Origin of the sequence: Agrobacterium vitis (genome assembly GCF_014926405.1) — a bacterium.
Classification (GTDB): domain Bacteria; phylum Pseudomonadota; class Alphaproteobacteria; order Rhizobiales; family Rhizobiaceae; genus Allorhizobium; species Allorhizobium vitis_H.
This window is the reverse complement of sequence record NZ_JACXXJ020000005.1, coordinates 3,424,010-3,449,364: the sequence shown is the minus strand read 5'-3', so window position 1 is coordinate 3,449,364 and position 25,355 is coordinate 3,424,010. Positions and strand designations below refer to the sequence as shown.

Here is a 25,355-nt window from a genome sequence, read left to right as displayed (position 1 = left end):
CCAAAGGACACGATCATGACTGTCACATCCAGAACACTGGCCACATTTGCCCTCTTCGCCTCCCTGGCCCTGACCGGCCAGGCCTTGGCCCACGCTCATCTGGCCAGCGTCGCCCCGACGGACAAGGCGACCATTGCCAGCGCCCCGAAAACCATCGACCTCAGCTTTACCGAAGGGCTTGAGCCGAAATTTTCCGGCGTCGATATCACCGGCCCGCAACAGCAGAAAATCAAGACCGGTGCAGCCGTGGTCAGCAAGGACGGCAAGGGTCTGAGCGTTCCGCTCAGTGAGCCGCTTGCCCCCGGCGCCTACAGCGTCGAATGGCATGTTCTGTCGGTCGATGGTCATAAGTCGAACGGTACGACCAGCTTTACCGTCAAGCCGTGACACCCGAACAGGTCAACATCCTCTGCCGCCTGGTGTTCGACGCCTGCGCGCTCCTCCTCTGGGGCGCGCATGGTTTTCTGTGGCTCGCCGTGCCGAAAAACCTTTCGGCAGGCATCGCCCAGCACCTTGCCCGGTTTTATCAGCCTGCCCTCTGGTTGCTGGCAATAGCCGGAGTCGGCAAGATCGTCGCCCAGAGTGCCATGCTCGGCGATGGCTGGCAGAGCATTACACCGTCCTTGATGATTGATCTGCTGGAAGCCACGCAAAGCGGCAGGGCGTTTGGGCTTCAGGCTGGGTTCGGCCTGCTTCTACTCATGAGCTATTATGCCTTTCCCCGCCATCGTGGCCCCGTCATGACGCTGCTGGGTGCGCCTCTGTTGATGAGCCTTAGCCTCAGCGGCCATGCGGTGGCGCAAGGAGGCTTGCTCGGCCTGCTGCACCGCGCCAATCATAGCCTGCATCTGCTATCCGCAAGCCTGTGGCTTGGTGCCTTACCGCCCGTTCTGTTGCTATTAAACGCCATGCAGGATCCTCGAACCCGGACACCGGCCCTGACTGCGTTGATGCGATTTTCCACCATCGGCCATGTCGCCGTGGCACTGACGCTGGTCAGCGGGATGCTGAATGTCTGGCTGATCACTGGTCTGTCACTCGACATGGCGGCATCCTATCAACAAGGGCTGGCCCTAAAAATCGCCGCCGTCGCCGCCATGGTGACGATTGCTATCGTCAATCGCTATGTTTTCGTGCCGCACCTGCGTCGAAGCCCGGTTCAGGCCGTACGGGCCATCAAGATTGGCACGCTGGCGGAATGCGCGCTTGGCCTGATCGCCGTGGCACTGGTATCCGCCTTTGGAACGATGCCGCCTGGATAACGGCGCAATTGCAACGCTCCCAGGACAGAGGTCATGCTGTAATCCCTTGAAATGCATGGATCACCTGTGACAGTGTCTTGCCAACCCGATCCAGGAGATATTTCATGTCTTTGCGCCGCGCCATCCTTGCCGGTCTTTCCGCGCTTTTCCTTGCCCCCTTCGCCGCTATTGCCGCCGACCTGCCGGATCTGGGTGGCAAGACCGTTGTCGTCGTCACGGAAAATGCCTATCCACCGCTGCAATTTGTCGATCCGAAGAGCGGCAAGGCGATAGGTTGGGAATATGACGCCATGAACGAGATCGCCAAGCGGCTGAATGTCAAGGTCGAGTATCAGAATACCTCCTGGGATGCTATGATCCAGGCGGTGTCCGACGGCCAGTATAATATCGGCATGACCGGCATCACCATCAAGGAAGATCGCAAGGAAAAGGTCGATTTCTCCGATCCCTATATGCGCTCGCAACAATTGATGCTGGTGCGCAGCGATGAGGCCCGTTTTACCGATGCCAAGAGCTTCAAGGCCTTCGAAAAGGGCCTGATTGGCGCGCAACCCGGGACAAGCCCGTTCTACACCGCCGTCTATGAAGTGCTTGACGGCAACGAACAGAACCCACGTATCAAACTGTTCGAAACCTTCGGCGCGACCGTGCAGGCCCTAAAAACCGGCGATGTCGATCTGGTTCTGACCGACAGCACCGCTGGCAAAGGCTATGTCGATGCCTCCGCTGGCGCCTTGAAAATCATCGGCGAACCGCTGGGTACGGAAGATTTCGGCTTCATCTTTCCAAAGGGTTCGGATCTGGTCAAGCCGGTCAATGCCGCCATCGCTTCCCTGAAGGCCGATGGCACGTTCGACGCCTTGAACAAGAAATGGTTCCTCGATTACAAGCTGGGTGATTGACGGCCAGGCGTCTTTCCATGGCCTTTCAGACCCTTCCGAACGGTAGCAAGCAGGATTTTCCCTGGTGGCTGGTGGCGCTTGGCCTTCTGGCGCTGGCGCTGGCAATCACCATCGCCGTCAACGACCTCTATAGCCAGGTGTTCGAAACAGTCTCACGCGGTATCGGCGTCACCGTTTTCGTCACGCTGACCGGTTTTGCGCTCGCCTCCATGCTTGGCCTCTTGATCGCGCTGGCGGGCATGGCCGATAGCATCGTGCTGCGCCAGGCCGCCCGGTTTTATATCGAGATCGTCAGGGGCATTCCGGTTCTGGTCCTGCTGTTTTACGTGGCTTTTGTCGGCGCGCCGGGCTTTGTTGCGCTCTATAACAGCCTCGCCGCCCCGCTCGTCTCAGCAGGCTGGCTGGACCCGCTTCAGGTGCGCGATGTCTCGCTGATGTGGCGGGCGATTTTTGCGCTTTGCATCGGCTATTCGGCCTTTATCGCCGAAATCTTCAGGGCCGGTATCGAATCCATCGACAAGGGACAGATCGAGGCGGCCAAATCACTGGGACTGAACCGCGCGCAGCGATTTCGCCTGGTGGTTCTGCCTCAAGCCATCCGAGTGATTTTCCCGCCGCTCTCCAACGACTTTGTCGCCATGGTCAAGGATTCATCGCTGGTCTCGGTGCTGGGCGTCGCCGATATCAGCCAGGCAGGAAAGATCTATGCCTCCGGGTCCTTCCGGTTTTTCGAGACCTATTCCATCGTCGCCTATATTTACCTGATCCTCACCATCGGCCTGTCGCTCATCCTGCGGCGCTTGGAAAAACGGATGCGGTCCCGCGATGGCCAGCGAACCTAGATGTTCAGTCCCTGCATTTGATGGAAGTGGTTTCGTCTCTAGCGGACATTCAACCGCTTAAGGGCCGCATCTCGAGACAGCGGCCAGCCTTCTATACCCATGGTGTTCCGCACCAGATCATGTTTTCTCCACGCGTTCCAATCACCTATAATGTAAAGACGTCGCTGGGCGCGGCTGACACCGACATTGAGAATATTGGGCGTCGAAGCGGCCCATTCTATTGCGCCGGACGTGGAGCCGCCCAACAAGAAAATAACGCTCTCTGCCTCTTTGCCCTGGAACGTGTGAACCGTTCCAACAGACTGATTCACCCACTTTGTGAGGTTTTTCACAGTGATATGATCGGCCCAATCCCTCTGGGTCTTCTTCAGCAGCTCTCGCATTCCTGCGGCCGCCGTCTTGAACGGTGAAATGATGTAAAGGTCAGGCAATTCCGTGTGTGGGTTAACCCAGCCATTTTGCATGTAGCTCTTCACCAGATCGAGCGCCAAATGGGCCTGTGCCGGAATATGGTGTTTTTCACATCCTTCCGTTCCCGGCATATCGATCCAGCAACTTGGACCGAGCAAAGGTCTCGGCGGTGCGGTTTCGCTTCCTGTCGTGATTTTGCTTTCCTGCTCGACCTTGCCGCGCCCAAGCACCATGGTTTGATTATAGGCAATTTTGTTGCAAATGGAGAACATTGGCTCCACGCAGCGCCGATGCACTTTCAGAGGTGAACCCACCCACACCGGCTCATTCTGGTGCGAAATGAGATAGGAGCCGAATGTATTGTGCTGATCAGCAATGACCTGCAAAGAGGTTGCTGTTGCGAGATGTCTGATCGGGGCCTTGTGGCGCTCAAGCAATTTCGCATCAACGTTTTTATCCAGTGTGACCACAGGCTCCACTTGCAGCGGATCACCGACGATAAAGGCTCTTTTGGCCCGCGCCAAAGCCCCAACGGCCTGTTGTGGTGCGGCCTGACCGGCTTCATCAACGAACAGCCAACCGATGCCGCCAGTTGGCATATGCTCGAAACAGCGGGCAAAGGAGGCAAATGTGGACGACACCACCGGAACAAGCAGGGATAAGGTTGCCCAAAGATCGATGCCGACATCTTTGATGACAGGCGTTAAATAGGGATCTCTCGTTAACATTCCGAGCGCACGGCTCAAATTTTGAGAGAAGACCTTTCCGGCCCCTTGCAAAAAGGCGCGATGCAGGACCATTGCCTTGATAAACAGCATGGCGCGGGCGTCATTCAGCGCATCGCACATGCGTGGCAACATCTGCTGGCGGTCCGCGTCTGTTGCCACGAGCGCATCCTCGAAACTCACCAGACCCGATCGTTTGGACCTCAAGGTTTCGAGCTGGGCGCTTTTGATCGACAGGGCCTGGCGCGCGTGATCTCTCTCTTGTTGCGCCTCTTCCATAACCTTCGTGTTTGTTGCAACGAGCGCTTCCAATGCCCGAAGGTTGGTACGGGCGCTGGTTCTCAAAATATCGCACTGTGCCCGGTGTTTGACAGCCGCCTCAAACAAGGAAATCCGGCTTCGTGCGGAACGGCAAATCGCCCAGGATGCGGGCAACATTGCCCAAAAGCCTGTCCATTTTCCAGGTTGGAGCAGCTCCGCGTTCTTATCAGCCGAACGAAGATCATCCTCAGCATCCTTCAGAGTGATGGCTGCCTGAGGGATGTTCTTTTTTGCCTCTTCGACGGTTTGTTGCGCTTTGATGTATTTTTGCTCACAAACGTCCGCGAGCTTCTTGAGGCGATAAACCTCGCGGGAAATAGCGTCAACCTGTTTCATCTCGCCTTTAAGACGAGAAACCGTTGCGAGCGCGTCGTCAAAATCCCGACGGGCAGTCGCCCAGTCCACCGCTTCGCTCTTGTCTTTCAACTGACGAAATATATTGCTGAAATCTTCTTTATCGTCTTTTGTTTTTGCCTTCAATATGGAATTGAATCTATTCATGTTCTTGGCGTTGCCGAGCACGGCGGAAATCAATCCCCAGGCTTTTGCAGTGTCGTGCTCACCAGTGGTGTCTTCGCTCTCCTCATCATCACTGCCTTTCTTCAATAAAGCCGTGGCTGTTGGAGAGAAATACTCGGCAATGCTATGATATTGCGGATCAATTTTGGATTGGTTTGGAAATTCTCGCGTCACATTCTCGACCGCGCCATTGTTGGCGCTGGTGACGACCATGGTAAAGCCATGCAAACGCGCGTCCAGCTTATAAATATTGGCTGAATGGGGCTGGTTTGGGTATTTCACCTCATGATCTGTGTATCTGGTGAACGCTTTGTTGGGTGTGGAGAACGTGGTGAGAATTTTTGCCCGTTCAACAAGAATAGCGGCAACCACATCCATCAGCAATGTTGTTTTTCCTGTTCCCGGCGGCCCATTAAGAGAGAACAATCCGCCAGAATGCAGGGCGCGCAATCCCTCATTGACTGCGACCTGTTGCATGAGGGTGAGCGAAAATTGTGATGGCCAACGACCATCTGGCAGCAGGTCCAGCGAGAGTTTCTTGTCGATTGCCTCAATGCTTGTCGAGTCAACCCGACCGCTTTCGCTCGGCTCAACCAGATAAGGAAGCACAAGGCCCGCAGGTTGCTTGTTTTTCACACTGTTGATCGCAGCTTCCATATCGTCCAGAAAAAAGCTGTTTATTGGCGGGATACGCGGGGTGAGAGGTTTTTCGTCTTTTCCAACGGTCGCCTTGCTAACGACAATCGCTTGCGGCCCTTGATCGATGCCAACAGGCACCCACTTTAGCAACTGAATGGCTTTTTCCTGCAATGTCTGGATAAAGAGGCCTGATGCGGGAAACTGCTCCTCTGCCAATCGTCCTGCTTCTTTGTCGAAATATTCTATTAGCGTGGCGCTATAGTCGGCAAATTCAAGCGCTTGATTGTTCTTCAACTCAGAGAAGGCTTGCGCGAAAGACGCCATTTTCAGTGTTTTGGCTTGCACATAACCCCCTGTGCTCACTTCAAACACGCCCAAGAAGGTGAAAGCACTGGTATTTTGTCGGCCACCTGAATCGTAATCCGGTGCCGCTTCTGTTCGTAATGTCGCCAGAAGCTCCTGATCATAGGATGCTCTGGCAAGAATACCAAAGCGCACAAAGTGCTTGTACTGCCGCTCCTGTTGATCTTGTTTTGGGGATGGAAAATGCGGCTCCCAAGGATACACATTGTCCCTGACATAGGTGACAAAGTGGTTTTCACTTTTGTCATCGTCCTCTTCGGCATCCGGTGCCGTCAGCGCCTCAACATCAAACCAATATTTCAATGTTTGAAGCGCATCGTTCATTTTTAAAATTCCTAATATTCTATAAATATCTTCGGTAAGTCCAATACTCTCTGGCCCTTTATGGAAGCGCAAGCGATCGATTGCTAATGCTTCAAACTTACCAATTGGTTGCAATTGCCTCACTTTAAAAAACCTTAAAGTTGCGACTCTTGAACGTATTGCGTGAGAGCTGCCCAAGGCCCCGACCGTACGATGTGCTGAGTTTCCGTTTTTCCTATGGCAAACTCTAGATGTCGCCAATCACCGCCCGATACCGGCGATACTCCTCGGCAAGACCAGGTCTCAGACTGTCGGCCACCGGCAGGATCGTCGCAAAGAGCGTTTCCGGATCGGCGATAGTGCCAAGTGCTGCCACAGCATCCTTGACCACTTGCGGATAAAGATCCGGCTGGCGGGCGACTCGATTGCAGAATACCTGCAAATTGAACCGGATATTGGCGCTGATCGCATCAGCACGGTCGGCGGCGGCCAAAGGCAGGTCGCGCCAGCCAAACAGGCTATGCATATCCAGAAACAACAGAAATTCATGATAATAGCGCGCCGTTTCCGGCAGACCGACTTGCAACAGCAGCGTGTCAAACGAGGTGTCCAAACCTGCGGCAGACTTCCATTGCCCGAGATCATAGCAATAGATCAAAGCCGGATCATACAACACCTTGCCACAACACAGAAACGTAGCGACGAAACTCCAGTCGCAATAGGCGCCCCGCGTCGGATGATGCGCATTGAAAGTCTTCAGGACCCCTGTAAATAGCCTAGTGCGGAAAATGCTGTAATAAAGCGCATTATTGCCACCGGTCTTATTGACATACTGCTGTATCCGCCCCGATGGCGTCTCCGCATCCAGATTGGTCGTGACCACATCGGCCACACCCGCATCGTCGCGCCATATCATCGTTTGCGGTCGCACACCGATCACATCCTGCGGCAGAGAGGAAAGATCCGCCACCGGCAGGCCGTCGAGAACATAAATCGTGTCATCATCAGCAAACGGCATGAGAAACGGTGTTTCCACGTGGTTGAGCGCGTTGACCAGATTGGCGACGGCATCTTCTGCGGTGGAATGCAGGTAACGGACGCGCGCGCCCAGGCTTTGCAGCCATTCCGCCTTGGCCGGATCGCCGGAATTGTCGGACACGATCAGCACGGCATCCAGCTTTTCCGCATAGATCAACGCACTTTCCAGGGAAAATCGGCTCTTCTCCAGCGACCGGCGACTTGGAACAACAATTGAAAGCTGGGACATGCAGGATTTTCCGAAAACAGGGCAGCAGAATTTTACAAGAGAGGATGCATTAGCATCTTCGAGACTTTGTATTTGCATAGAGAAGCATTGTTTCCCCAGGCTGGATGGCTTGTACGCCGCACCATGCAGAAAACTAGCTGCCCCTTTGCAGTCCGATGCTGCAAGCCTGAACGAAAGACAAGCCCTGCGCCAGACCAACGGTATATCGCCGAGCGATCAACAGGAGTGACAGCAGACGCAATGTCCGACAATCTTGCCGCAGCATTGGCGCTTTACGCCTCTGGAAACCTGGCGGGCGCTTATGCCGCCTTGAAAAGCGCCCTGGCCAAAGACTCCGCTCCGGGTCCGAAAGCCCTGCTGGTCATGGCCCAGTGCTGCGCCAAGCTCGACCATTTCACCGAAGCCGCCGTCTTTTACCGGCAGGCCGCAAAAATCTTGCCTGATCAAGCTCTCACCCTGATCACACTCGCAGAAAAAATGGAGCGGTCCGGGATTGAAAAGGCAAGTGCGCTGGAAATCCAGACCCTCGAAACATCCAGACGGGCCATTCGCTCCGGTCCGTTTGATGTCCAATCCTGGAAAACCTATCGGACGGCTTTGAGGCACACGCTCAATATCGACGAAATACGCATGAGCGACCAGGCGGTTCGGGACCGGTTGAACCGGCAGGAGGAGAACTATTATTCGGTCGATAGCCAAACCGTGCATCTGAGCTGGTGCGATGACGAGACCTTGAACAGCCGCTGGAACAATGGTTTTCCAGCCCCTGTCCCGGCTTCGCAAGAGTGGAAAAAACCGGCTGGCGAAACACTCAAACTCGCCTATCTGCTCGCCGATGGGCCAAGCGACGATCCGCTTCGCAGGCTTACCTTGTCGCTTGCCGCCCGACACGACCCGACCGATTTCGACGTTCTGCTGATTTGCAACGAGCCGCCGGGACCGGACGAATTGAATGCAGACATAAAGGCTCTCGGCCTCAAGGATCTCTGTGAGGATGCGGCTTTGGCCGCCCTGCGCGCCGCTGGCATCGATATCCTGATCGATCCGCTTGGCCATGGCGACGGCAGCCGTCCTGATCTGCTGCGGCACCGGATCGCGCCGCTGCATGTGGCAATGGCCGGTCACCCGGGGGTAAGGACCGGGCTTATATGCGACTATATGCTCGCAAACACCGCAGTTCTGCCGAAGGACGACCTCCGCCTCCATGGCCAGGCGATCTGCCATCTGCCGGAGACTTTTCTCGTCAGTTCTCCCATGCAACAGCCGCCTTCGCTGTCGCGCCGACAACTCGGGCTGCCCGAAGACCGAGTGATCTTCGCGGCCTTTCATCCCACCGAACAGATATCTCCGCAAACTGCCGATCTCTGGGTTGATATTCTGCGGCAGACGGAAAATAGCCTGCTATGGATATCCTGCGGCAATTACGCCCGAAACAATTTCAGCACCTGGATGAACCGTCAGGGCATAGCCGAAAACCGATTGGTTTTTCGCAACCCCGCCAGGCCCATGGAGCAAGTTGGCTGGATGACCCTGGCCGACATCGCCCTCGATTGTTTCCCTTATAACGACGGATTTTCGACGCTTGCCGCCTTGCAGGCCGGTTTACCCGTGCCAACTTTTCCGGGCGGAAATTTCGCCAGTCGTGTCACGGCAAGCCTATTGCAGGCTTGTGGGCTAGAAAAGCTGATTGCCCGAGACGCCGATGCCTATGTGGCTCTGTGTATCGATCTGGCCCGCGATAAGAGCGCCCGCAACGCCTTGAAACAGACTATTCGCGCACAGGGTCCAAGATCGCCTCTGTTTGATATCACAGGCTTTATCCGCCACTTGGAAGCCGCCTATCACACCATGGCAGCGCGGGCCGCAACGGGCCTTGAGCCGCAGGATTTTTCAGTTCCAGTCCTCTAAACGTTGCTGGCGTCCTTCCTGAAACCAAAGGCGAAGCCTTCAATCTTTGAATTGCCGTTTCGCTTGAAAACTGGTAACAGACCGCCATGGGATCTAAATTCGGATGTCTCGCGCCTGACATATTCGTGCTGCAAGACCACAAGCGTCTTCCGGCACGTTTCTTTGCGCGCGTTGCTGGAGCGCTTGGCAATCAGCTGACTTAAGTCGCTCCTCGCGGTGCGGCCTGCAACTGCGATAGTCTTGCAAACATTCTTTGACACGGTCATATGACCCCAATCCCTTTTCAACCCTTCGACGGATGAACAGCCATGAGCGCACCCCGTACCCTCTACGACAAGATTTTCGACGACCATCTGGTGGATCGCCAGGATGACGGCACCTGTCTTCTCTATATCGACCGCCACCTCGTGCATGAGGTAACGAGCCCGCAGGCCTTTGAAGGTCTGCGCATGGCTGGCCGCAAGGTGCATGCACCAACCCGCACGCTGGCCGTCGTTGACCATAACGTACCGACCACGCCGGACCGGGCCGAAGGGATCAAGAACGAGGAAAGCCGCATCCAGGTCGAGGCGCTCGCCAAGAATGCCGCTGACTTCGGCGTCGAATATTATTCCGAAAAAGACAAGCGCCAGGGCATCGTGCATATCGTCGGCCCTGAACAGGGCTTTACCCTGCCCGGCATGACCATTGTCTGCGGCGACAGCCATACCTCGACCCACGGAGCCTTCGGCGCCCTGGCGCATGGTATCGGCACGTCGGAAGTGGAACATGTTCTGGCCACCCAGACCTTGATCCAGAAGAAAGCCAAGAACATGCTGGTGCGTGTCGATGGCAAGCTGCCTGCGGGCGTCACCGCCAAGGACATCATTCTTGCCATCATCGGTGAAATCGGCACGGCTGGTGGTACCGGCCACGTCATCGAATTTGCCGGTGAGGCTATCGAGGCCCTATCGATGGAAGGCCGCATGACCGTCTGCAATATGACGATTGAAGGCGGCGCCCGCGCTGGCTTGATTGCGCCTGATGAAAAGACCTTTGAATATATCAAGGGCAAGCCCCGCGCGCCGAAGGGTGAAGAGCTGGACATGGCGCTTCAATACTGGAAGACGCTGCATACCGATGAAGGCGCGCATTTCGACCGCACCGTCGTGCTGGATGCCGCCAACCTGCCGCCCATCGTCTCCTGGGGCTCTTCGCCGGAAGATGTGATTTCGGTTCAGGGCGTCGTGCCGAACCCCGACGATATCGCTGACGAAAACAAGCGGACGTCGAAGTGGCGCGCGCTCGACTATATGGGCCTGAAGCCCGGCACCAAGATCACCGATATCGCTATCGACCGGGTGTTTATCGGCTCCTGCACCAATGGCCGCATCGAAGACCTGCGCGCCGCAGCCGCCGTGCTGAAGGATCGCAAGGTGGCCTCGACCGTTTCTGCCATGGTGGTTCCGGGGTCTGGCCTCGTCAAGGAACAGGCGGAAGCCGAAGGTCTCGACAAGATCTTCCTGGATGCCGGTTGCGAATGGCGTGAGCCGGGCTGTTCCATGTGCCTGGCCATGAACGACGACCGCCTGAAGCCGGAGGAACGCTGCGCCTCGACCTCGAACCGCAATTTCGAAGGCCGCCAGGGTTATAAGGGCCGCACCCACCTCGTTTCCCCCGCCATGGCCGCTGCTGCCGCCATCGCCGGCCATTTCGTCGATATCCGCGAGTGGAAGTGAGATAGCAAATTCTCCATAAGAAAGGCGGCTCACAAGCCGCCTTTCTTGTTTTCACTCAATGATTCACGTGAAATCAGAAGCTCGCCGTCATCGGATCAGGTCCAATGCGGGTGGATGAGCTGTCCAGGGCAGCAATCTCAGTCATGTCCTCAGCATCGAGGCTGAAATCGAACACCTTGAAATTCTCCTCGATGCGCGACGGCGTGACGGACTTCGGGATCACCACCAGCCCGCTTTCGATATGCCAGCGGATGATGATCTGGGCCGCCGTGCGGCCATGCTTGGCGGCGATCTTGCCGATCACCGGATTGTCCAGCAGCTTGCCCTGACCAAGTGGGCTCCAGGACTGGGTGATGATACCGTGAGCCTGGTGGAATTCGCGGGCTTGCTTCTGCTGGAAATCTGGATGCAGTTCGATCTGGTTGATGACAGGCACCACGCCGGTTTCATCGATGATCTTCTTCAGATGCTCCGGATAGAAATTCGACACGCCGATGGAGCGCGCCCGGCCCTCCTCCTTCAATTGGATAAAGGCCTTCCAGGTCTCGACAAACAGGCCACGATGCGGCGATGGCCAGTGGATCAGGTAGAGATCGACATAGTCAGTGCCGAGCCGTTTCAGGCTGGCATCGAAGGCCTTGAGGGTGTTGTCGAAGCCCTGCTCATTGTTCCACAGCTTGGTGGTCAGGAAAATATCGCCGCGGTCGATGCCGGACGAGCGGATGCCTTCGCCAACACCCTCCTCGTTTTCATAGACGGCAGCCGTATCGATATGGCGATAACCCGATGACAGCGCCGAACGCACCGCCGGTGCCGCTTCGCTATTGGGTGTTTGCCAGACGCCGAGCCCCACCTGCGGGATGCTGTTGCCGTCGGAAAAAGTAATATTGGATTGATCTGCCACGTAAGAGTCTCCCATTCGAGATCGGGGTTTAAGATCGGGCAAGGACCATGACGGCCCGGGAAAAAGACAGAGGCGCAGCCGAGACTACGGCCCGTTTTGGAATGCACATTCAATGATTCCGGTTCCATAGATAGGCAAGCGTTGCCGCTTTCACACCCCGACAGACATCTGTTTGGATCGGAAAGGGATTTTTCACAGAACCGTGACGACAGTCTCTGGCGAAACAAGCGCCAGCAGGCGACGCATGTCGGCGGGGCTGATCGCCACGCACCCTTCCGTCGGGGCATAATCAGGCCGGGCAATATGGAAAAAGATTGCCGAACCACCGCCTTGTTTGCGGCAGGTGATGTTCCAATCCATCACCAGACAAACATCGTAAAGCCGGTCCTGTCGCCGCAACCGCTCATGACTGGGGGTGAAAGGCGCCTTGACCGGACGGTTATAGGCCGGATGGCCCGGCGCATCGCACCACAGCATATCGGCACGAATCGCCCTCAAGGGCAGGCGCGAGCCTATGGCCCCACGAGGCTCTGCCCGAAAGTAGCCGTAAAGCAACCGCATCGATGCCCGTGGGGTTGCGCCATCGCCCTCGCGCTTGAAAGCCGTGATGCCCGACCGTCCGATGGCGGCGGGAAACCGCAGCGGTCCGGCCTGAACGATGGCCTGGCTCTTGCAACCGGGCTTGCGGCGCACCACAATACTGCGAAGACCTTGGCGCGGTTGAGCCCCGGCTCTGGAAACTGGGTTTGGCATTTCGCTCACGGAGTTTTGCTTTGTCGAACACTTTTCTTGTAGAGTGAGTTGGCTAGATAAGACAATGATTTCAAGAACAGTGCAATCTGGCCTGTTCGCTGCTTGGGAGTATATCAGGTATGGCTGCTCGGACGATCCTTCTGGTCGATGACGACGATGACCTGCGCGAAACGCTGGTGGAACAACTTTCCCTTTATGAGGAGTTTTCGATCCAGCAGGAATCCAACGCCACCAAGGGCGTGCAGGCCGCCCGCAACGGCCAGGTGGACCTGATGATCATGGATGTCGGCCTGCCTGACATGGATGGCCGCGAAGCCGTGAAACTGCTGCGCAAGGGCGGCTTCAAAGCCCCCGTCATCATGCTGACCGGCCACGACACCGATTCCGACACCATTCTGGGGCTTGAAGCCGGTGCCAACGACTACGTCACCAAACCATTCCGCTTTGCGGTTCTGCTGGCGCGCATCCGTGCGCAGTTGCGCCAGCACGAGCAGAGCGAGGATGCGACTTTTACCGTCGGCCCCTATCTGTTCAAGCCAAGCCAGAAGCTGCTGACCACCGAAGACGGCAAGAAAATCCGGCTGACCGAAAAGGAAGCGGCCATCATCCGCTATCTCTACCGCGCCGGGCAGAAAGTCGTCACCCGCGACGTGCTGCTGGAAGAAGTCTGGGGATACAACTCCGGCGTCACCACCCATACGCTGGAAACCCATGTCTATCGCCTGCGCCAGAAGATAGAACGGGACCCGTCCAACGCCGAAATTCTGGTCACGGAAAACGGCGGTTACAAGATTATTCCCTAAACGGACATTGAACGGACCCTGAACCGGAGCATTCTCGATGGCGCTGAGCGATGACATGCAACTGCTTTCATCCCTGGCGCTGTTTCAGGGCCTGGAGCCGGACCAGCTGCGGCTGATTGCCTTTGGTGCCGAACACAGGCCCATCGGCCAGGGCCAGCCGCTGTTTCGGGAACACTCCCCAGCTGAATGCGCCTATGTGGTGGTGCGCGGCCGGTTCGAGCTTTCCAACACGGGCCGCGATGGCAAGCCGCAAGTCGCCGCCGTTGCCGGTCCTGGCACCATGCTGTCGGAACTGGCGCTGGCCACCATGGTGGAGCGCAAATATACCGCCATCGCCCTGGAAGATTCCGAAGTGCTGCGCATTCCCCGCCCGCTGTTCCACAGGTTGCTGGAGGAATATCCAAAGCTCGGCCTGGTCATGCAGGAGCGCATCCGGCAAAATCTCGTGGCACTGGCGACCGGTGCAAAGGGGATGGAAGAGCGTTTTCGGTAACACGCGACGGCTCACCATGTCGCATTGTCTGGTGGGGCAGCAGGACTGCATCATCGTTTTACCGTGAGGTTCACCCCCCTCTGCCTTGCCAGGCTTGGCCCTTCGCATGGCTCCGGGCGTTCGTCAGTACAATCGATCCACTGGATCGATTGTTCGGCTACGCCGACCCTTCCTCACCCCACCTCAAGGAGGGAGATCGGATAGACGTAGCCGCTCATTCTTCGGAAACATTGGCGATTTCCGACGGTTTGTTCAGATGGCTTGAAGCGAGCGGCCAACTCCGGGTCGATCTCCCTCCTTGAGGGGGAGATGCCTGGCAAGGCAGAGGGGGGTAAACGGCATATCGAAGCGACAATATCATGTACCGTCGCCAATCAATCACAGCAATTACTGATACTTCTATATATCGTGGTTCTCCAACCGCTCCTTGCAGGCCAGTTCGACCGCACACTGCAACTGTGTGATATGCTCTACCAGCCAAGCCAATTCCTCATCCGCAATCTCATATTTTAACGAGTAACGGGCTTCGACATAAGCGCGACGCAACCTTTCGAAACATCGGCGAGCAAAACGGCTATTGCGCGGCCAAGCCTCAATCAATCGTGCATCAAGGCCTTCAGCTCTTGATCGTAATTCTTTAAGATCATGCAGCTTGGGAGTGTATAGCGTTAACACCAAAGACAAGCAGTGATAAAGCCGCTCAACTGTCTGATGAAGCTGGAAAGCTGCCTGCTTGTGATAACCTCTGAGCATCGCTTCTGATGCCAGCTCAAACTGGCGGGATGCATCCAGAAAAAAATCGTCAAAATAAGCCTGCGCCTGAACCCGTCTCGCCTCAAGGTCCAGAGGTTTTGGTGTCGTAAGTGGAAAACCCGGCGCTTCATAGAGCGGAATGCCGTCACGAACGATATCGATGAAGAAGGGCTGGCCACGCGACAGACGATCATTCACATCCTCAAGGGAATGAACGATGAAACTAACAGGAGTTTTCAAGCGCTTGGTCGCCACTTCCTCCCGTGTCAGATGCTCTTCCGCACCTCGCCAGAACTCATCCTCGTCGGCAAAAACCTCGGTATTGACCACCACCAGCAGGTCATAATCGGAATAATAGCCGCTGGCATGATCCTCGACCCAATCGCCACGCGCATAGGAGCCGAACAGGATCAGCTTGAGGATACGGCCGCCCTTGTTTTTATCGGAAAGCCTGCCCTTTTGCGCGGCCTCAAATTCATCGAAGAGAATGCGGACCACCCGCTGCAGCTCGCGCTGCTTGCGGGCGGGCAGATGATTGAGCCGGTCCTGATCCATCCACCCCTCCGTTGCACTCAAATTGACATCAAAGCGCGAACTGCACCGTCACCGGCACGTGGTCGGACGGCTTTTCCCAGCCGCGCGCTTCGCGCAAGATCTCGATGGTTTTCAGCGACGGCAACAAATCTGGTGATGACCAGATATGGTCGAGGCGGCGGCCCTTGTCGGCGCTGTCCCAGTCCTTGGCGCGGTAGCTCCACCACGTATAGAGTTTTTGCGATGGATCGACCAGCTGGCGCATCAGGTCCACCCAGCCACCCCGGTCGATCACGTCAAGCAGGCCTGCGGTTTCCACCGGGGTATGGGAGACGATCTTCAGCAGTGCTTTATGGGACCAGACATCATGCTCCAGCGGTGCAATATTCAGGTCGCCAACCAGGATAGCGGACGTCTCCGGCTCGGCACTGGCCGACAGCGCCTTCATTTCCTCGACAAAATCCAGCTTATGGCCGAATTTTGGATTGATCTCCCGGTTGGGCTCATCACCGCCCGCTGGCACATAGAAATTATGCAGGCGAATACGCCGCCCGTTCCACTCGAAAATCGCCGAAATATGGCGGCTGTCACCGACGCCGCAGTAATCCTGCCGGTGATCTTCGGTCAAAGGAAATTTCGAGACGGTGGCAACGCCATGATAGCCCTTCTGGCCATGCAGAATGGCATAGGGATAGCCCAGCGCCTGAAACGCCTCTAACGGAAACTCATGGTTCTGGCATTTGATTTCCTGAAGGCAGAGAATATCCGGCTGGCGCAGTTTGAGAAAATGCTCGACGATCGGCATGCGCAGCCGCACCGAATTGATATTCCAGGTGGTCAGGGAAAAAGTCATGACGAGATCCTTCAGCGCCGAACAGATCCGGCATTGCTCATCCCTTTATGCAAACTCGTAGAATTTTGACAGTGAAAAGGCCCGAAATCTCCAGATTTCGAGCCTCGCGCCGGTAAAGGTCGATCAACCGCCGCTCAGCCGCGATTGCGGATATCGTCATAGGGAACTTCGAAGACTTTTTCATCGAAATTGACGCCCTGCTGGACGTTAAAGATCATCACCGACGTGTCCTTGCCCTGCGCATCGGTCACCGTCCACTGCCGCAGCTCGAACGTCTTCGGGTCGAACATCAGCGTGATCGTCTGGTCGCCGAAAATCGACTTATCCCCCAGCACGATCGTGGTCAGGTCCTGCTCTTCCTTGACCTGCCGTACCATCTGGTGGCCGAGATCGATGCGGTCGGACAGAAGCAGGCTTAGTGGCGTTTTCGACAGCGGATAGACATCCCAGGTCTTCATTTTCAGGTTGCCGATCGCGACGTTGCGGCCATCGGAAATCACCCGCATCGGTGAGGGCTGCTCATAGTTGAAACGCAGCTTGCCGGGTCGTTCGATATAGAATTTTCCAGCTGTCTGTTCACCGCGCGGGCCAAACTGCACGAACTCACCCATCATGGTTTTCACCGAGGCAAAATGATCGGCAATCCTCTGGGCGGCGCTGGCCTGGGCCTGAGCGTATGCGGGTGACACTGTGGCGCCTGTGGCCACAACAGCGATGCCCGCAGCCGCCAAGCCGATAAATCCCCGGCGGCCAATCATCCCTGTCATGCCTGCCGGGGCAAACGTCTTCTTCTGCATTCTTTTCTCCTTTTGCCCCTGATTCCTACAGCGCAAACCGGGCGCCATGGTGACAAACACCGGATCGTGAACGCCGAAACGCCTTTCAGCGCCTGGACGTTCCACACCAGCATGTCGCCGTCACCGCTCGATGTCAGCTTCCGTCGGAACGAGGATTTCGCGTTTGCCCGCGTGGTTGGCCGGGCCGATAATGCCTTCCTGCTCCATACGTTCGATCAGCGATGCGGCGCGGTTATAGCCGATGCCCAGCCGACGTTGAACATAGGAGGTCGAGGCTTTTCCATCCCGAAGCACGACGGCGACGGCCTGGTCGTAAGGATCGTCCGATTCGGCCAGATTGCCGGTCCCTGCCGGTCCGCCACCTTCGTCGTCGTCCTCGTCAATAGTCACGGCATCAAGATAATCCGGCGCGCCCTGAGTTTTCAGATAGGCAACGATGTCTTCCACCTCATTATCCGAGACGAAAGGTCCGTGAACGCGCTGGATGCGCCCGCCGCCAGCCATATAGAGCATGTCGCCCATGCCCAACAGCTGTTCAGCGCCCTGCTCGCCCAGAATAGTACGGCTGTCGATCTTGGACGTAACCTGGAAGGAAATCCGGGTCGGGAAGTTTGCCTTGATGGTACCGGTGATCACATCGACAGAAGGCCGCTGCGTCGCCATGATCACGTGGATGCCCGCCGCGCGCGCCATCTGCGCCAGTCGCTGCACCGCGCCTTCGATATCCTTGCCCGCCACCATCATCAGGTCGGCCATCTCGTCGATGATAACAACGATATAGGGCATGGGCTGCAAATCGAAGGTCTCGGTCTCGTACATGGCCTCGCCGGTCTGCCGGTCAAAGCCGGTCTGCACGGTACGGGTCAGAACCTCGCCTTTTTCGATGGTCTGCTCGACGCGGCTGTTGAAGCCGTCGATATTGCGCACGCCGATCTTCGACATCTTCTTGTAGCGCTCTTCCATCTCGCGCACCGTCCATTTTAAGGCGACGACAGCCTTTTTCGGATCGGTAACGACAGGCGAGAGCAGATGCGGAATGCCGTCATAGATCGACAGTTCCAGCATTTTCGGATCGATCATAATCAACCGGCATTTTTCCGGCGGCAACCGGTAGACCAGCGACAGGATCATGGTGTTGATCGCCACCGACTTGCCCGACCCGGTCGTACCGGCCACCAGCAGATGCGGCATCTTGGCGAGGTCGGCGATCACAGGTTCACCGCCAATGGTCTTGCCCAGCGCCATCGGTAGCTTGGCTGTCGAACCGTTGAAGTCGCGGCTACCGATCATTTCCCGCAGATAGACGGTTTCGCGGGTTCTGTTCGGCAATTCAATGCCAATGGCGTTGCGGCCAGGCACAACGGCAACACGGGCGGCAATGGCGCTCATCGAGCGGGCAATATCATCGGCAAGACCGATAACGCGGGATGATTTGATCCCTGGCGCCGGCTCAAGCTCATAAAGTGTAACGACCGGACCGGGACGCACTTCGATAATGTCACCCTTGACGCCGAAATCCTCCAGCACGCCTTCCAGCGTCCGGGCATTGTGCTCAAGCTGGTCAGCAGACAGGCTGGCATCCTTGGCAACGGCGCGTGGTTCGGCCAGAAGCTGAACCGAGGGCAGTTGAAAACCGCGCGCACCTCTTGGACCAGCAACCGGAGCAGGGCGAGGACGCTCAGCAGGAGCCGCCGCGCGGCGGGAAGAAGGCTTTGCAGCCCGGTCTTCGTCTTCATCGTCGAATAAGATGTCATCAGCGGACCGCCCACGGGTGCGCAGGTCAAAGGGTGGCTCGTCATGCGCGTCGTCCGGCGACACCGGCGGCGGCGCGATACGGCGACGGCCCGCACTCCGCTCACCCGGCTCAAAGGACGGATCGGCGCGGTGGTCGGGTCGTCCAGCTTGAACCGGCACAACCACATCATCGTTGAAATCATAGGGCTGGTCGAAATTAGACCGCTCGCGCCTTTGCGGCTTCAAACCGGCGAGACGCCGCATCCGGGCATGACCGGTATACCAGACATGGGCAAGCGCACCAGCAGCCAGCGCGAATGGCCCGGTACGGTCATCATCGTCTTCATCCTCATCAACGATAGGCACGGCCTTGCTCTTGCGCGACCCCGCCTGCGAGCTTGCACGGGCCGCCAGAATTTCCGCTTCGAAATCATCCTCTTCATTGCCGATGATACCGGCAGCAAACAGCATCAGCCACAGCATCGGGGCGATGAAGATCACGCCCAGCACCATGGCAAAGGTTCCGGTCGGATAGGCTCCGACAAACAGTGCGGGAAAGCGCAGGATCATGTCGCCGATCACCCCACCGATCCCGTTGGGAATAGGCCAGGTGCCGGGCGGCGGAAAACAGCCGAACACGGCAGCACCCGCAACCGCCCCAGTGCCCCAGGCGGCCAGACGGCGCGGCAGGCGGGTGATCTTGCGGCCCGAAATCAGCGAAAGACACCAGGCTAGAATTGGTAAAAGCGCTGCAACCGAAGCCAGTCCGAAAAACTGCATGGCAAGATCGGCAAAGACGGCACCGGGATAACCGAGAATATTGGTGGGCGCGCGGCTTGTCGCATAGGAAAAACTGGGATCGGCAACATTCCAGGTGGCCAGCGCGGCAATGGCCGCCACCAACCCAAGGAACAAGGCAAAGCCTAGCAGAGCCAGGCATTGCCGCATGATGAAACCCATCACGATCATCCGAGGCGACCGCTCTTCCAATATCGCTAGCGTGCTTCTGCTCATAGGTGTTCGCCTGCCAGTGCAATTTCAACAAAACTTGGAAACCGGATACGCCGGGCAGGACCCGAACCGGCTTGCGAAAAGTGAGATTACCAGAACACGGGTTAACGCTCCTTTAACCATGGATAACCCATCCGGGCGAAAGCCAGCCTCACAACGTGGCGCAACCAGTCTTTCGCTATAATCGTATATAGAGCGCGATTTTCCAGAATCAAAAAACCCGGGCACGAGGCCCGGGTCGGTTTTCTGGTAACGAAACACCTTGATCGGCTCCCATATGGGGAGCGACAGAGATCAGGAGTGATAAGCAGCTTCACCGTGAGAGGCGAGGTCGAGACCTTCGCGCTCGGCTTCAACCGGCACACGCAGACCAACGATCACATCAACGATCTTGTAGAGGATCGCAGAGCCGATACCGGTCCACAGGACCGTGATGACCACGGCCTGAAGCTGTACCATGACCTGGCCGCCCATCGTCTGTTCGCCGACATAGCCGACGCCACCCAGCGAAGCGCTGGCGAAAATGCCGGTGGAAATAGCGCCGAACATGCCGCCAATGCCGTGGACGCCGAACACGTCAGCCGTATCGTCATAGCCGAACTTGTTCTTCACGACAGAGACGAAGAAGTAGCAGAGCGGCGAAACGATCACACCCATGACGATTGCGCCCATCGGGCCGACGATACCGGCGGCAGGCGTGATGGCAACGAGGCCAGCAATCATACCGGAGGCAGCGCCCAGCATCGAGGCCTTGCCGCGGGTGAAGGATTCAACCACGCACCAGGACAGGATAGCCGCAGCCGTGGCAATAAAGGTGTTGACGGTGGCCAGCATCGCACCACCGGAGGCTTCGAGGTTGGAGCCAGCATTGAAGCCGAACCAGCCGACCCAGAGCATGGCGGCACCCACATAGGTGAGCGTCATGGAATGCGGGGCCATCATGTCCTTGCCATAGCCTGTACGCTTGCCGACCAGGATCGCACCGACCAGACCGGCAACACCGGCATTGATGTGAACGACTGTGCCGCCGGCAAAATCAAGGGCGCCGAGGCCGAAGAGATAGCCCTTGGCATCCCAGACCATATGGGCGACCGGGAAATAGACGAAGGTGACCCAAAGCAGGCAGAACAGGATCGCAGCCGAGAACTTGATGCGTTCCGCGAAGGCGCCGATGATCAGGGCAGGCGTAATGGCCGCAAAGGTCATCTGGAACAGCATGAAGATATATTCAGGAATGACGACGCCCTTGCTAAAGGTAGCAGCCGTTGTCGTGGTGTCGACGCCAGCCAGGAACATCTTGGCAAAGCCGCCGAAGAACGGGCTTTCTCCGCCGCCGAAGGCGAAGGAATAACCATAAATGACCCAGACGATCATCACCATGGCGGCAATGACGGTGCACTGCATCAGCACGGACAGCATGTTCTTGGCGCGCACCAGGCCGCCGTAGAACAGGCCAAGGCCGGGAACGGCCATGAACAGAACGAGGATGGTGGACAGGAACATGAAGGCGGTATCGCCCTTGTCGGGAACCGGAGCAGCTGCCGCCGCAACGGCTGGCGCTGCATCCTGCGCAAAGGCGATCGCTGGCGCCATCAAGGCCGCCGATGCAGCCCCGAGGCGCAAGGCTTGAGATTTGAATGTGGAAAACGACATGTATATGAACTCCCCTTGACGGCCGGTCTTACAAGGCTTCGGTATTGGTTTCACCGGTACGGATACGCACCGCCTGATCGATTCCGTAGACGAAAATCTTTCCATCGCCGATCTGACCGGTCTTGGCAGCCGAGGCGATCGCTTCCACCGCCTTGTCGGCAACATCCGTCGCCACTGCGACCTCGATCTTCAGCTTGGGCAGGAAGCTCACGGCATATTCCGTGCCGCGATAAATTTCCGTGTGCCCCTTCTGCCGCCCATATCCCTTGACCTCCGTGACGGTCAGGCCTTGGATACCGACAGCCGTCAGTGCTTCGCGCACTTCGTCCAGCTTGAACGGCTTGATAATGGCCATCACAATCTTCATCTGGTTTCCCATCCTCTGGTTTATCCTCGGCGAATAACGCCGTCTCTCCTCGACGCCGACCTACGACAGGGGGCAGCGACTGTCATCCTACATTCAAACCGTGTGCCAAGTTTCAGGAGACCGGTAAGCTATTGAAATAAAAAGACTATAATGGAGAACACCAAAAAAAAAGGCACAGGAATGGGCGAAAACATGGTTTTTTTTGTGCAAATTCAAAAAATCGCACAAAATTTAATCATTTGCCTTTTTCCGAATCAAGCCCTCCTGGGCAACGGAAACAACCAGCTGGCCTGTCCGCGTATAAATTGAGCCTCTGGTCATTCCCCGGCCACCCGACGCGCTGGGGCTGTCTTGGGAATAGAGCAGCCAGTCATCCAGCTTGGTGGGCTGGTGAAACCACATCGCATGGTCAAGGCTGGCGGCCTGGATCCGCTGGTCGAAGACGGACACTCCGTGGGCATAGAGCGCGACATCCAGCAGCGTCATGTCCGAGAGATAGGCCAGCACGGCGGCTTGCAAGCGGCGATCATCCGGCACAACACCGGTCATACGCACCCAGATATCGGCCTTTGGTTCCAGCTTGTCCTTTGTCAGATAATGCAGGAAGGAGGTGGGGCGAAATTCCACCGGCCGCTCTCTTGCCCAATAGGCCCGGATATGGGCGGGCGCTTGCGACAGAAACATTTCGCGAAATTCCCGCTCGCCCATCAACCCTTCCGGTGGGGTCACATTCGGCATGACGAGCTGGTGGGAAAAGCCTTCTTCTTCTTGCTGGAAAGAGGCCGACATCGAAAATATCATCTGGCCATGCTGGATGGCAACGACCCGACGGGTCGAAAAGCTGGCGCCGTCACGGGTCCGCTCGACCTGATAGAGGATTGGCACCGTCGGATCGCCGGGACGCAAGAAATAGGCATGCAAGGAGTGAACATACCGCTCATCATCGACACAGCGCTGGGCTGCCATCAAGGCCTGAGCGATGACCTGGCCACCGAACACCCTTTGCCATCCGACCTGCGGGCTGGTGCCTCGGAACAAATTGACTTCCAATGCCTCCAGGTTCAGCGTTTCGATCAGTTTTTCCATCGGTGTGGCGGAATTTTCTGTCTGCGGCATTTTGGAAAAGCTCCGGCGGTAGGAAGTCGGGTCCAACTGATCTATATAAGACCCGAAGCACGATACAAGCTGTAAGGGAGTAGATGATGGCGGATCTGGTTGTAGTCGGAGGCGGATATGTCGGTCTCTCGGCGGCGCTCGCCGTCAAGCGCGCCGCGCCGCATCTGGAGGTGACGGTAATCGAAGCAGCCCCCGAAGGCCAGTGGCGCAAGGACCCACGGGCCTCGGCGGTGATTGCGGCAGCCACCAAAATGCTGGAGGTTTTCGGCGTCTGGAGCACGATTGAGCCGCAGTCCCAGCCAATCAACCGGATGATCGTTACCGATTCGCGCACCAGCGATCCGGTCCGGCCCGTCTACCTGACCTTTGACGGCGAAGTCGAGGAGGGCAAGCCCTTCGCCTATATGGTGCCCAATGTCGCCATGGTCGGCGCGCTTCTCGATGCTGCCGGTGTGGCGGGAATTTCCATCCGCCATGGCGTGAAAGCCGCAGGCTTCTCCGTGAAAGGCCATAAGGCCGAAGTCGCGCTTTCCGATGGCACAACCCTTGACTGCCGTCTGGTTGTTGCCTGTGACGGCGTGCGCTCGCGCGTCAGGGACATGGCGGGGATCAAGACCGTCACCTGGGCCTATGGCCAGTCCGGGATTGTCACCACGGTCGAACATGAGCGTCCGCATGAAGGGGTGGCAGAGGAACATTTCCTGCCCGCCGGACCCTTTGCCATCCTGCCCTTGACCGGCAATCGCTCATCGCTGGTCTGGACCGAGCGCAGCGAGGATGCGGACCGGCTGGTGGCCGAGGACGATCTGATGTTCGAAACCGAACTGGAGCGCCGTTTCGGCCACAAACTCGGCTCTATCCGCGCTACCGGCGACCGCCGGGCCTTTCCGCTGGGACTGACGCTGGCCCGCTCTTTCATCGGACCACGGCTGGCGCTGGCAGGGGATGCCGCCCATGGTATTCATCCGATTTCCGGCCAGGGTCTCAATCTTGGCTTCAAGGATGTGGCGGCGCTGGCGGAAACAATCGTCGATGCCGATCGCCTCGGCCTCGATATCGGCGATATCACCGTTCTGGAACGCTACCAGACCTGGCGCCGCTTCGACACATTCCGCATGGGCGTTACCACCGACGTGCTGAACCGGCTGTTTTCCAACGATATTACGCCGGTAAGAATCGTTCGGGATTTCGGATTGGGCCTGGTGGAACGGCTGCCAAAACTGAAAAGCTATTTCATTTCCGAGGCGGCAGGAACAGCGGTGAAGGGCGGCCCCAAACTTCTGACCGGTCAGGCGATCTGACAAACGATCTGGCAGGCGCTGGCGGGGTCAATGGTCTCCCGACAGCGCCTTCAGTCTTCAATCTTGCGGGCTTCCGAGACCAGCATGATCGGAATGCCATCGCGGATGGGGTAAGCAAGCCGTGCCTTTTCCGAGACCAACTCGTTGTTTTCCCGGTTAAGGGTCAAGCGGCCATTGGTCAGCGGGCAGACAAGCAATTCCAGCATTTTCGGATCGACACCGTTCATCCGCTGGTCCATGGCTGCGCTCCTTCATCTTCTGCCCATTCACCGTTACTGTAAAACCGGCTCCACATCGCCGAAACCGCGTGCCAGATAAATTTCGGTAATGGCAATCAGCGTTTCTGTGCGGCTATGCAGATCGGTGGCCTCCAGTAAGGCCTGTTTTTCAGCAGGCGTAAAAGGCGACATCATCGACAAAGAATTGACCAGGGTCAGATTGCTGGCGCGCTGGACGCTCTCCCAATCCGCTTCCAGCTTGTTGGCATCGAGATAGGCTCGGAACACCGCGAGCAACCGTTCCCGATCCACGCTGTTTTCCTGGCCTTCAGCCGCCAGATCGGCCATGAACGGCGAAATTCGCACCGTGCGGAATGGATGGGTGGTTTTCAGCTCTTCGCTCAGCCGGAAACGGCAGATTCCACCCAGCGACAGAATATAGCGGCCATCGCCTGTCTCGGCGAAAGAGGTGATCCGACCGATACATCCCATGCTGCAGAGGGCCGGAATGCCGGTAGCAATCTCATAGGGCTCGGTCAATGCCGGTTGAATCATGCCGATCAGCCGATTGCTGCGCAGCGCGGCATCGAACATTTCCAGATAGCGCGGCTCGAATATATTCAGTGGCAATTGCCCACCGGGCAGCAGAAGAGCTCCTGCCAGCGGAAAAACCGGCAATGTCTCCGGAAAATCAGCCGCCGTCAGATATCGCGCATTGCCGACCTGCATTACAACCTCCTGAAAGAGCACCGAGCCAATGCCCTGTCGCTCTTTGATTCCTTATAATGTGGCATGCGCCCGGCAAATCTCAAGATGCGCCTGCCACAGAACACAACTTCCGCCCGTCCGAACGTATAGGGTTCAGTCCTTGAACAGGGCTCGTCC

22 protein-coding genes are annotated in these 25,355 nt (G+C 57.2%); 9 read left to right on the top strand and 13 right to left on the bottom strand.

Annotated features, from left to right (window positions below; genetic code table 11):
• Nucleotides 1-15 precede the first annotated feature (15 nt).
• From copC to IEI95_RS27275, 4 genes are all read left to right on the top strand, one after another.
• The gene (gene copC, locus IEI95_RS27290; protein WP_156531760.1) at nucleotides 16-387 is read left to right on the top strand and encodes a copper homeostasis periplasmic binding protein CopC; all 372 of its coding nucleotides are present in this window, start codon (nucleotides 16-18) and stop codon (nucleotides 385-387) included.
• A complete protein-coding gene (copD, locus tag IEI95_RS27285) occupies nucleotides 384-1,262 on the top strand; it encodes a copper homeostasis membrane protein CopD (RefSeq protein ID WP_156531759.1) in 879 nt (292 codons plus the stop codon). Before copC ends, copD begins: the two co-directional genes overlap by 4 nt.
• Before the next feature lie 104 nt (nucleotides 1,263-1,366).
• Nucleotides 1,367-2,164 (top strand): transporter substrate-binding domain-containing protein, encoded by a 798-nt coding sequence (locus tag IEI95_RS27280; protein WP_156531758.1) that lies wholly within the window; start codon nucleotides 1,367-1,369, stop codon nucleotides 2,162-2,164.
• A gap of 17 nt (nucleotides 2,165-2,181) precedes the next feature.
• Complete coding sequence (locus IEI95_RS27275; RefSeq protein ID WP_156531757.1) at nucleotides 2,182-3,006, top strand: amino acid ABC transporter permease; 825 nt, start codon at nucleotides 2,182-2,184, stop codon at nucleotides 3,004-3,006.
• Between the two features lie 38 nt (nucleotides 3,007-3,044).
• Here the strand turns inward: IEI95_RS27275 and IEI95_RS27270 are convergent, their stop codons facing one another.
• Nucleotides 3,045-6,422, bottom strand: coding sequence for a DEAD/DEAH box helicase (locus IEI95_RS27270; protein WP_194417239.1), 3,378 nt, complete (start codon nucleotides 6,420-6,422; stop codon nucleotides 3,045-3,047).
• Nucleotides 6,423-6,534: 112 nt separating this feature from the next.
• A complete protein-coding gene (locus IEI95_RS27265) occupies nucleotides 6,535-7,554 on the bottom strand; it encodes a glycosyltransferase family protein (protein ID WP_156531755.1) in 1,020 nt (339 codons plus the stop codon).
• Between the two features lie 240 nt (nucleotides 7,555-7,794).
• On the opposite strand from IEI95_RS27265, the gene IEI95_RS27260 reads away from it, so the two are divergent.
• Together IEI95_RS27260 and leuC are read left to right on the top strand one after the other, a co-directional pair.
• Nucleotides 7,795-9,462 (top strand): O-linked N-acetylglucosamine transferase, SPINDLY family protein, encoded by a 1,668-nt coding sequence (locus tag IEI95_RS27260; protein ID WP_194417238.1) that lies wholly within the window; start codon nucleotides 7,795-7,797, stop codon nucleotides 9,460-9,462.
• Nucleotides 9,463-9,770: 308 nt separating this feature from the next.
• The gene (gene leuC, locus IEI95_RS27255; RefSeq protein ID WP_156531753.1) at nucleotides 9,771-11,180 is read left to right on the top strand and encodes a 3-isopropylmalate dehydratase large subunit; all 1,410 of its coding nucleotides are present in this window, start codon (nucleotides 9,771-9,773) and stop codon (nucleotides 11,178-11,180) included.
• A 73-nt stretch (nucleotides 11,181-11,253) separates the two neighbouring features.
• On the opposite strand, the gene IEI95_RS27250 is transcribed toward leuC, so the two are convergent.
• Both IEI95_RS27250 and IEI95_RS27245 read right to left on the bottom strand, forming a co-directional pair.
• The gene (locus IEI95_RS27250) at nucleotides 11,254-12,084 is read right to left on the bottom strand and encodes an aldo/keto reductase (RefSeq protein WP_194417237.1); all 831 of its coding nucleotides are present in this window, start codon (nucleotides 12,082-12,084) and stop codon (nucleotides 11,254-11,256) included.
• Between the two features lie 192 nt (nucleotides 12,085-12,276).
• The gene (locus tag IEI95_RS27245) at nucleotides 12,277-12,837 is read right to left on the bottom strand and encodes a L,D-transpeptidase family protein (RefSeq protein ID WP_194417376.1); all 561 of its coding nucleotides are present in this window, start codon (nucleotides 12,835-12,837) and stop codon (nucleotides 12,277-12,279) included.
• Nucleotides 12,838-12,956: 119 nt separating this feature from the next.
• Between IEI95_RS27245 and IEI95_RS27240 the strand changes: the two genes are divergently transcribed.
• Together IEI95_RS27240 and IEI95_RS27235 are read left to right on the top strand one after the other, a co-directional pair.
• Nucleotides 12,957-13,640, top strand: a complete 684-nt coding sequence (locus tag IEI95_RS27240) for a response regulator transcription factor (protein ID WP_015917473.1) — start codon at nucleotides 12,957-12,959, stop codon at nucleotides 13,638-13,640.
• Between the two features lie 37 nt (nucleotides 13,641-13,677).
• Nucleotides 13,678-14,133 (top strand): cyclic nucleotide-binding domain-containing protein, encoded by a 456-nt coding sequence (locus IEI95_RS27235; RefSeq protein WP_156617531.1) that lies wholly within the window; start codon nucleotides 13,678-13,680, stop codon nucleotides 14,131-14,133.
• 399 nt (nucleotides 14,134-14,532) lie between these two features.
• Here the strand turns inward: IEI95_RS27235 and IEI95_RS27230 are convergent, their stop codons facing one another.
• From IEI95_RS27230 to tesB, 7 genes are all read right to left on the bottom strand, one after another.
• Nucleotides 14,533-15,441 carry a HEPN domain-containing protein gene (locus IEI95_RS27230; protein WP_194417236.1) on the bottom strand — a complete coding sequence of 303 codons (909 nt, stop codon included), beginning with the start codon at nucleotides 15,439-15,441 and terminating at the stop codon, nucleotides 14,533-14,535.
• A 28-nt stretch (nucleotides 15,442-15,469) separates the two neighbouring features.
• On the bottom strand, nucleotides 15,470-16,273 hold the full coding sequence (locus tag IEI95_RS27225; RefSeq protein WP_194417235.1) for an exodeoxyribonuclease III: 804 nt from the start codon (nucleotides 16,271-16,273) through the stop codon (nucleotides 15,470-15,472).
• Nucleotides 16,274-16,407: 134 nt separating this feature from the next.
• Nucleotides 16,408-17,070 (bottom strand): outer membrane lipoprotein carrier protein LolA, encoded by a 663-nt coding sequence (locus IEI95_RS27220; protein WP_194417234.1) that lies wholly within the window; start codon nucleotides 17,068-17,070, stop codon nucleotides 16,408-16,410.
• A 120-nt stretch (nucleotides 17,071-17,190) separates the two neighbouring features.
• A complete protein-coding gene (locus tag IEI95_RS27215; RefSeq protein WP_194417233.1) occupies nucleotides 17,191-19,818 on the bottom strand; it encodes a DNA translocase FtsK 4TM domain-containing protein in 2,628 nt (875 codons plus the stop codon).
• A gap of 291 nt (nucleotides 19,819-20,109) precedes the next feature.
• The gene (locus IEI95_RS27210; protein ID WP_015917479.1) at nucleotides 20,110-21,468 is read right to left on the bottom strand and encodes an ammonium transporter; all 1,359 of its coding nucleotides are present in this window, start codon (nucleotides 21,466-21,468) and stop codon (nucleotides 20,110-20,112) included.
• Nucleotides 21,469-21,496: 28 nt separating this feature from the next.
• The gene (locus IEI95_RS27205; protein ID WP_015917480.1) at nucleotides 21,497-21,847 is read right to left on the bottom strand and encodes a P-II family nitrogen regulator; all 351 of its coding nucleotides are present in this window, start codon (nucleotides 21,845-21,847) and stop codon (nucleotides 21,497-21,499) included.
• A gap of 219 nt (nucleotides 21,848-22,066) precedes the next feature.
• Nucleotides 22,067-22,951: an acyl-CoA thioesterase II gene (gene tesB / locus IEI95_RS27200; RefSeq protein ID WP_156531746.1), complete on the bottom strand. Its 885-nt coding sequence runs from the start codon at nucleotides 22,949-22,951 to the stop codon at nucleotides 22,067-22,069.
• 86 nt (nucleotides 22,952-23,037) lie between these two features.
• Between tesB and IEI95_RS27195 the strand changes: the two genes are divergently transcribed.
• Nucleotides 23,038-24,252, top strand: a complete 1,215-nt coding sequence (locus tag IEI95_RS27195) for a ubiquinone biosynthesis hydroxylase (protein WP_156531745.1) — start codon at nucleotides 23,038-23,040, stop codon at nucleotides 24,250-24,252.
• A 50-nt stretch (nucleotides 24,253-24,302) separates the two neighbouring features.
• Here the strand turns inward: IEI95_RS27195 and IEI95_RS27190 are convergent, their stop codons facing one another.
• Nucleotides 24,303-24,491: a Trm112 family protein gene (locus tag IEI95_RS27190; RefSeq protein WP_015917483.1), complete on the bottom strand. Its 189-nt coding sequence runs from the start codon at nucleotides 24,489-24,491 to the stop codon at nucleotides 24,303-24,305.
• A gap of 33 nt (nucleotides 24,492-24,524) precedes the next feature.
• Nucleotides 24,525-25,199 carry an LON peptidase substrate-binding domain-containing protein gene (locus IEI95_RS27185; RefSeq protein WP_015917484.1) on the bottom strand — a complete coding sequence of 225 codons (675 nt, stop codon included), beginning with the start codon at nucleotides 25,197-25,199 and terminating at the stop codon, nucleotides 24,525-24,527.
• Between the last annotated feature and the right edge of the window lie 156 nt (nucleotides 25,200-25,355).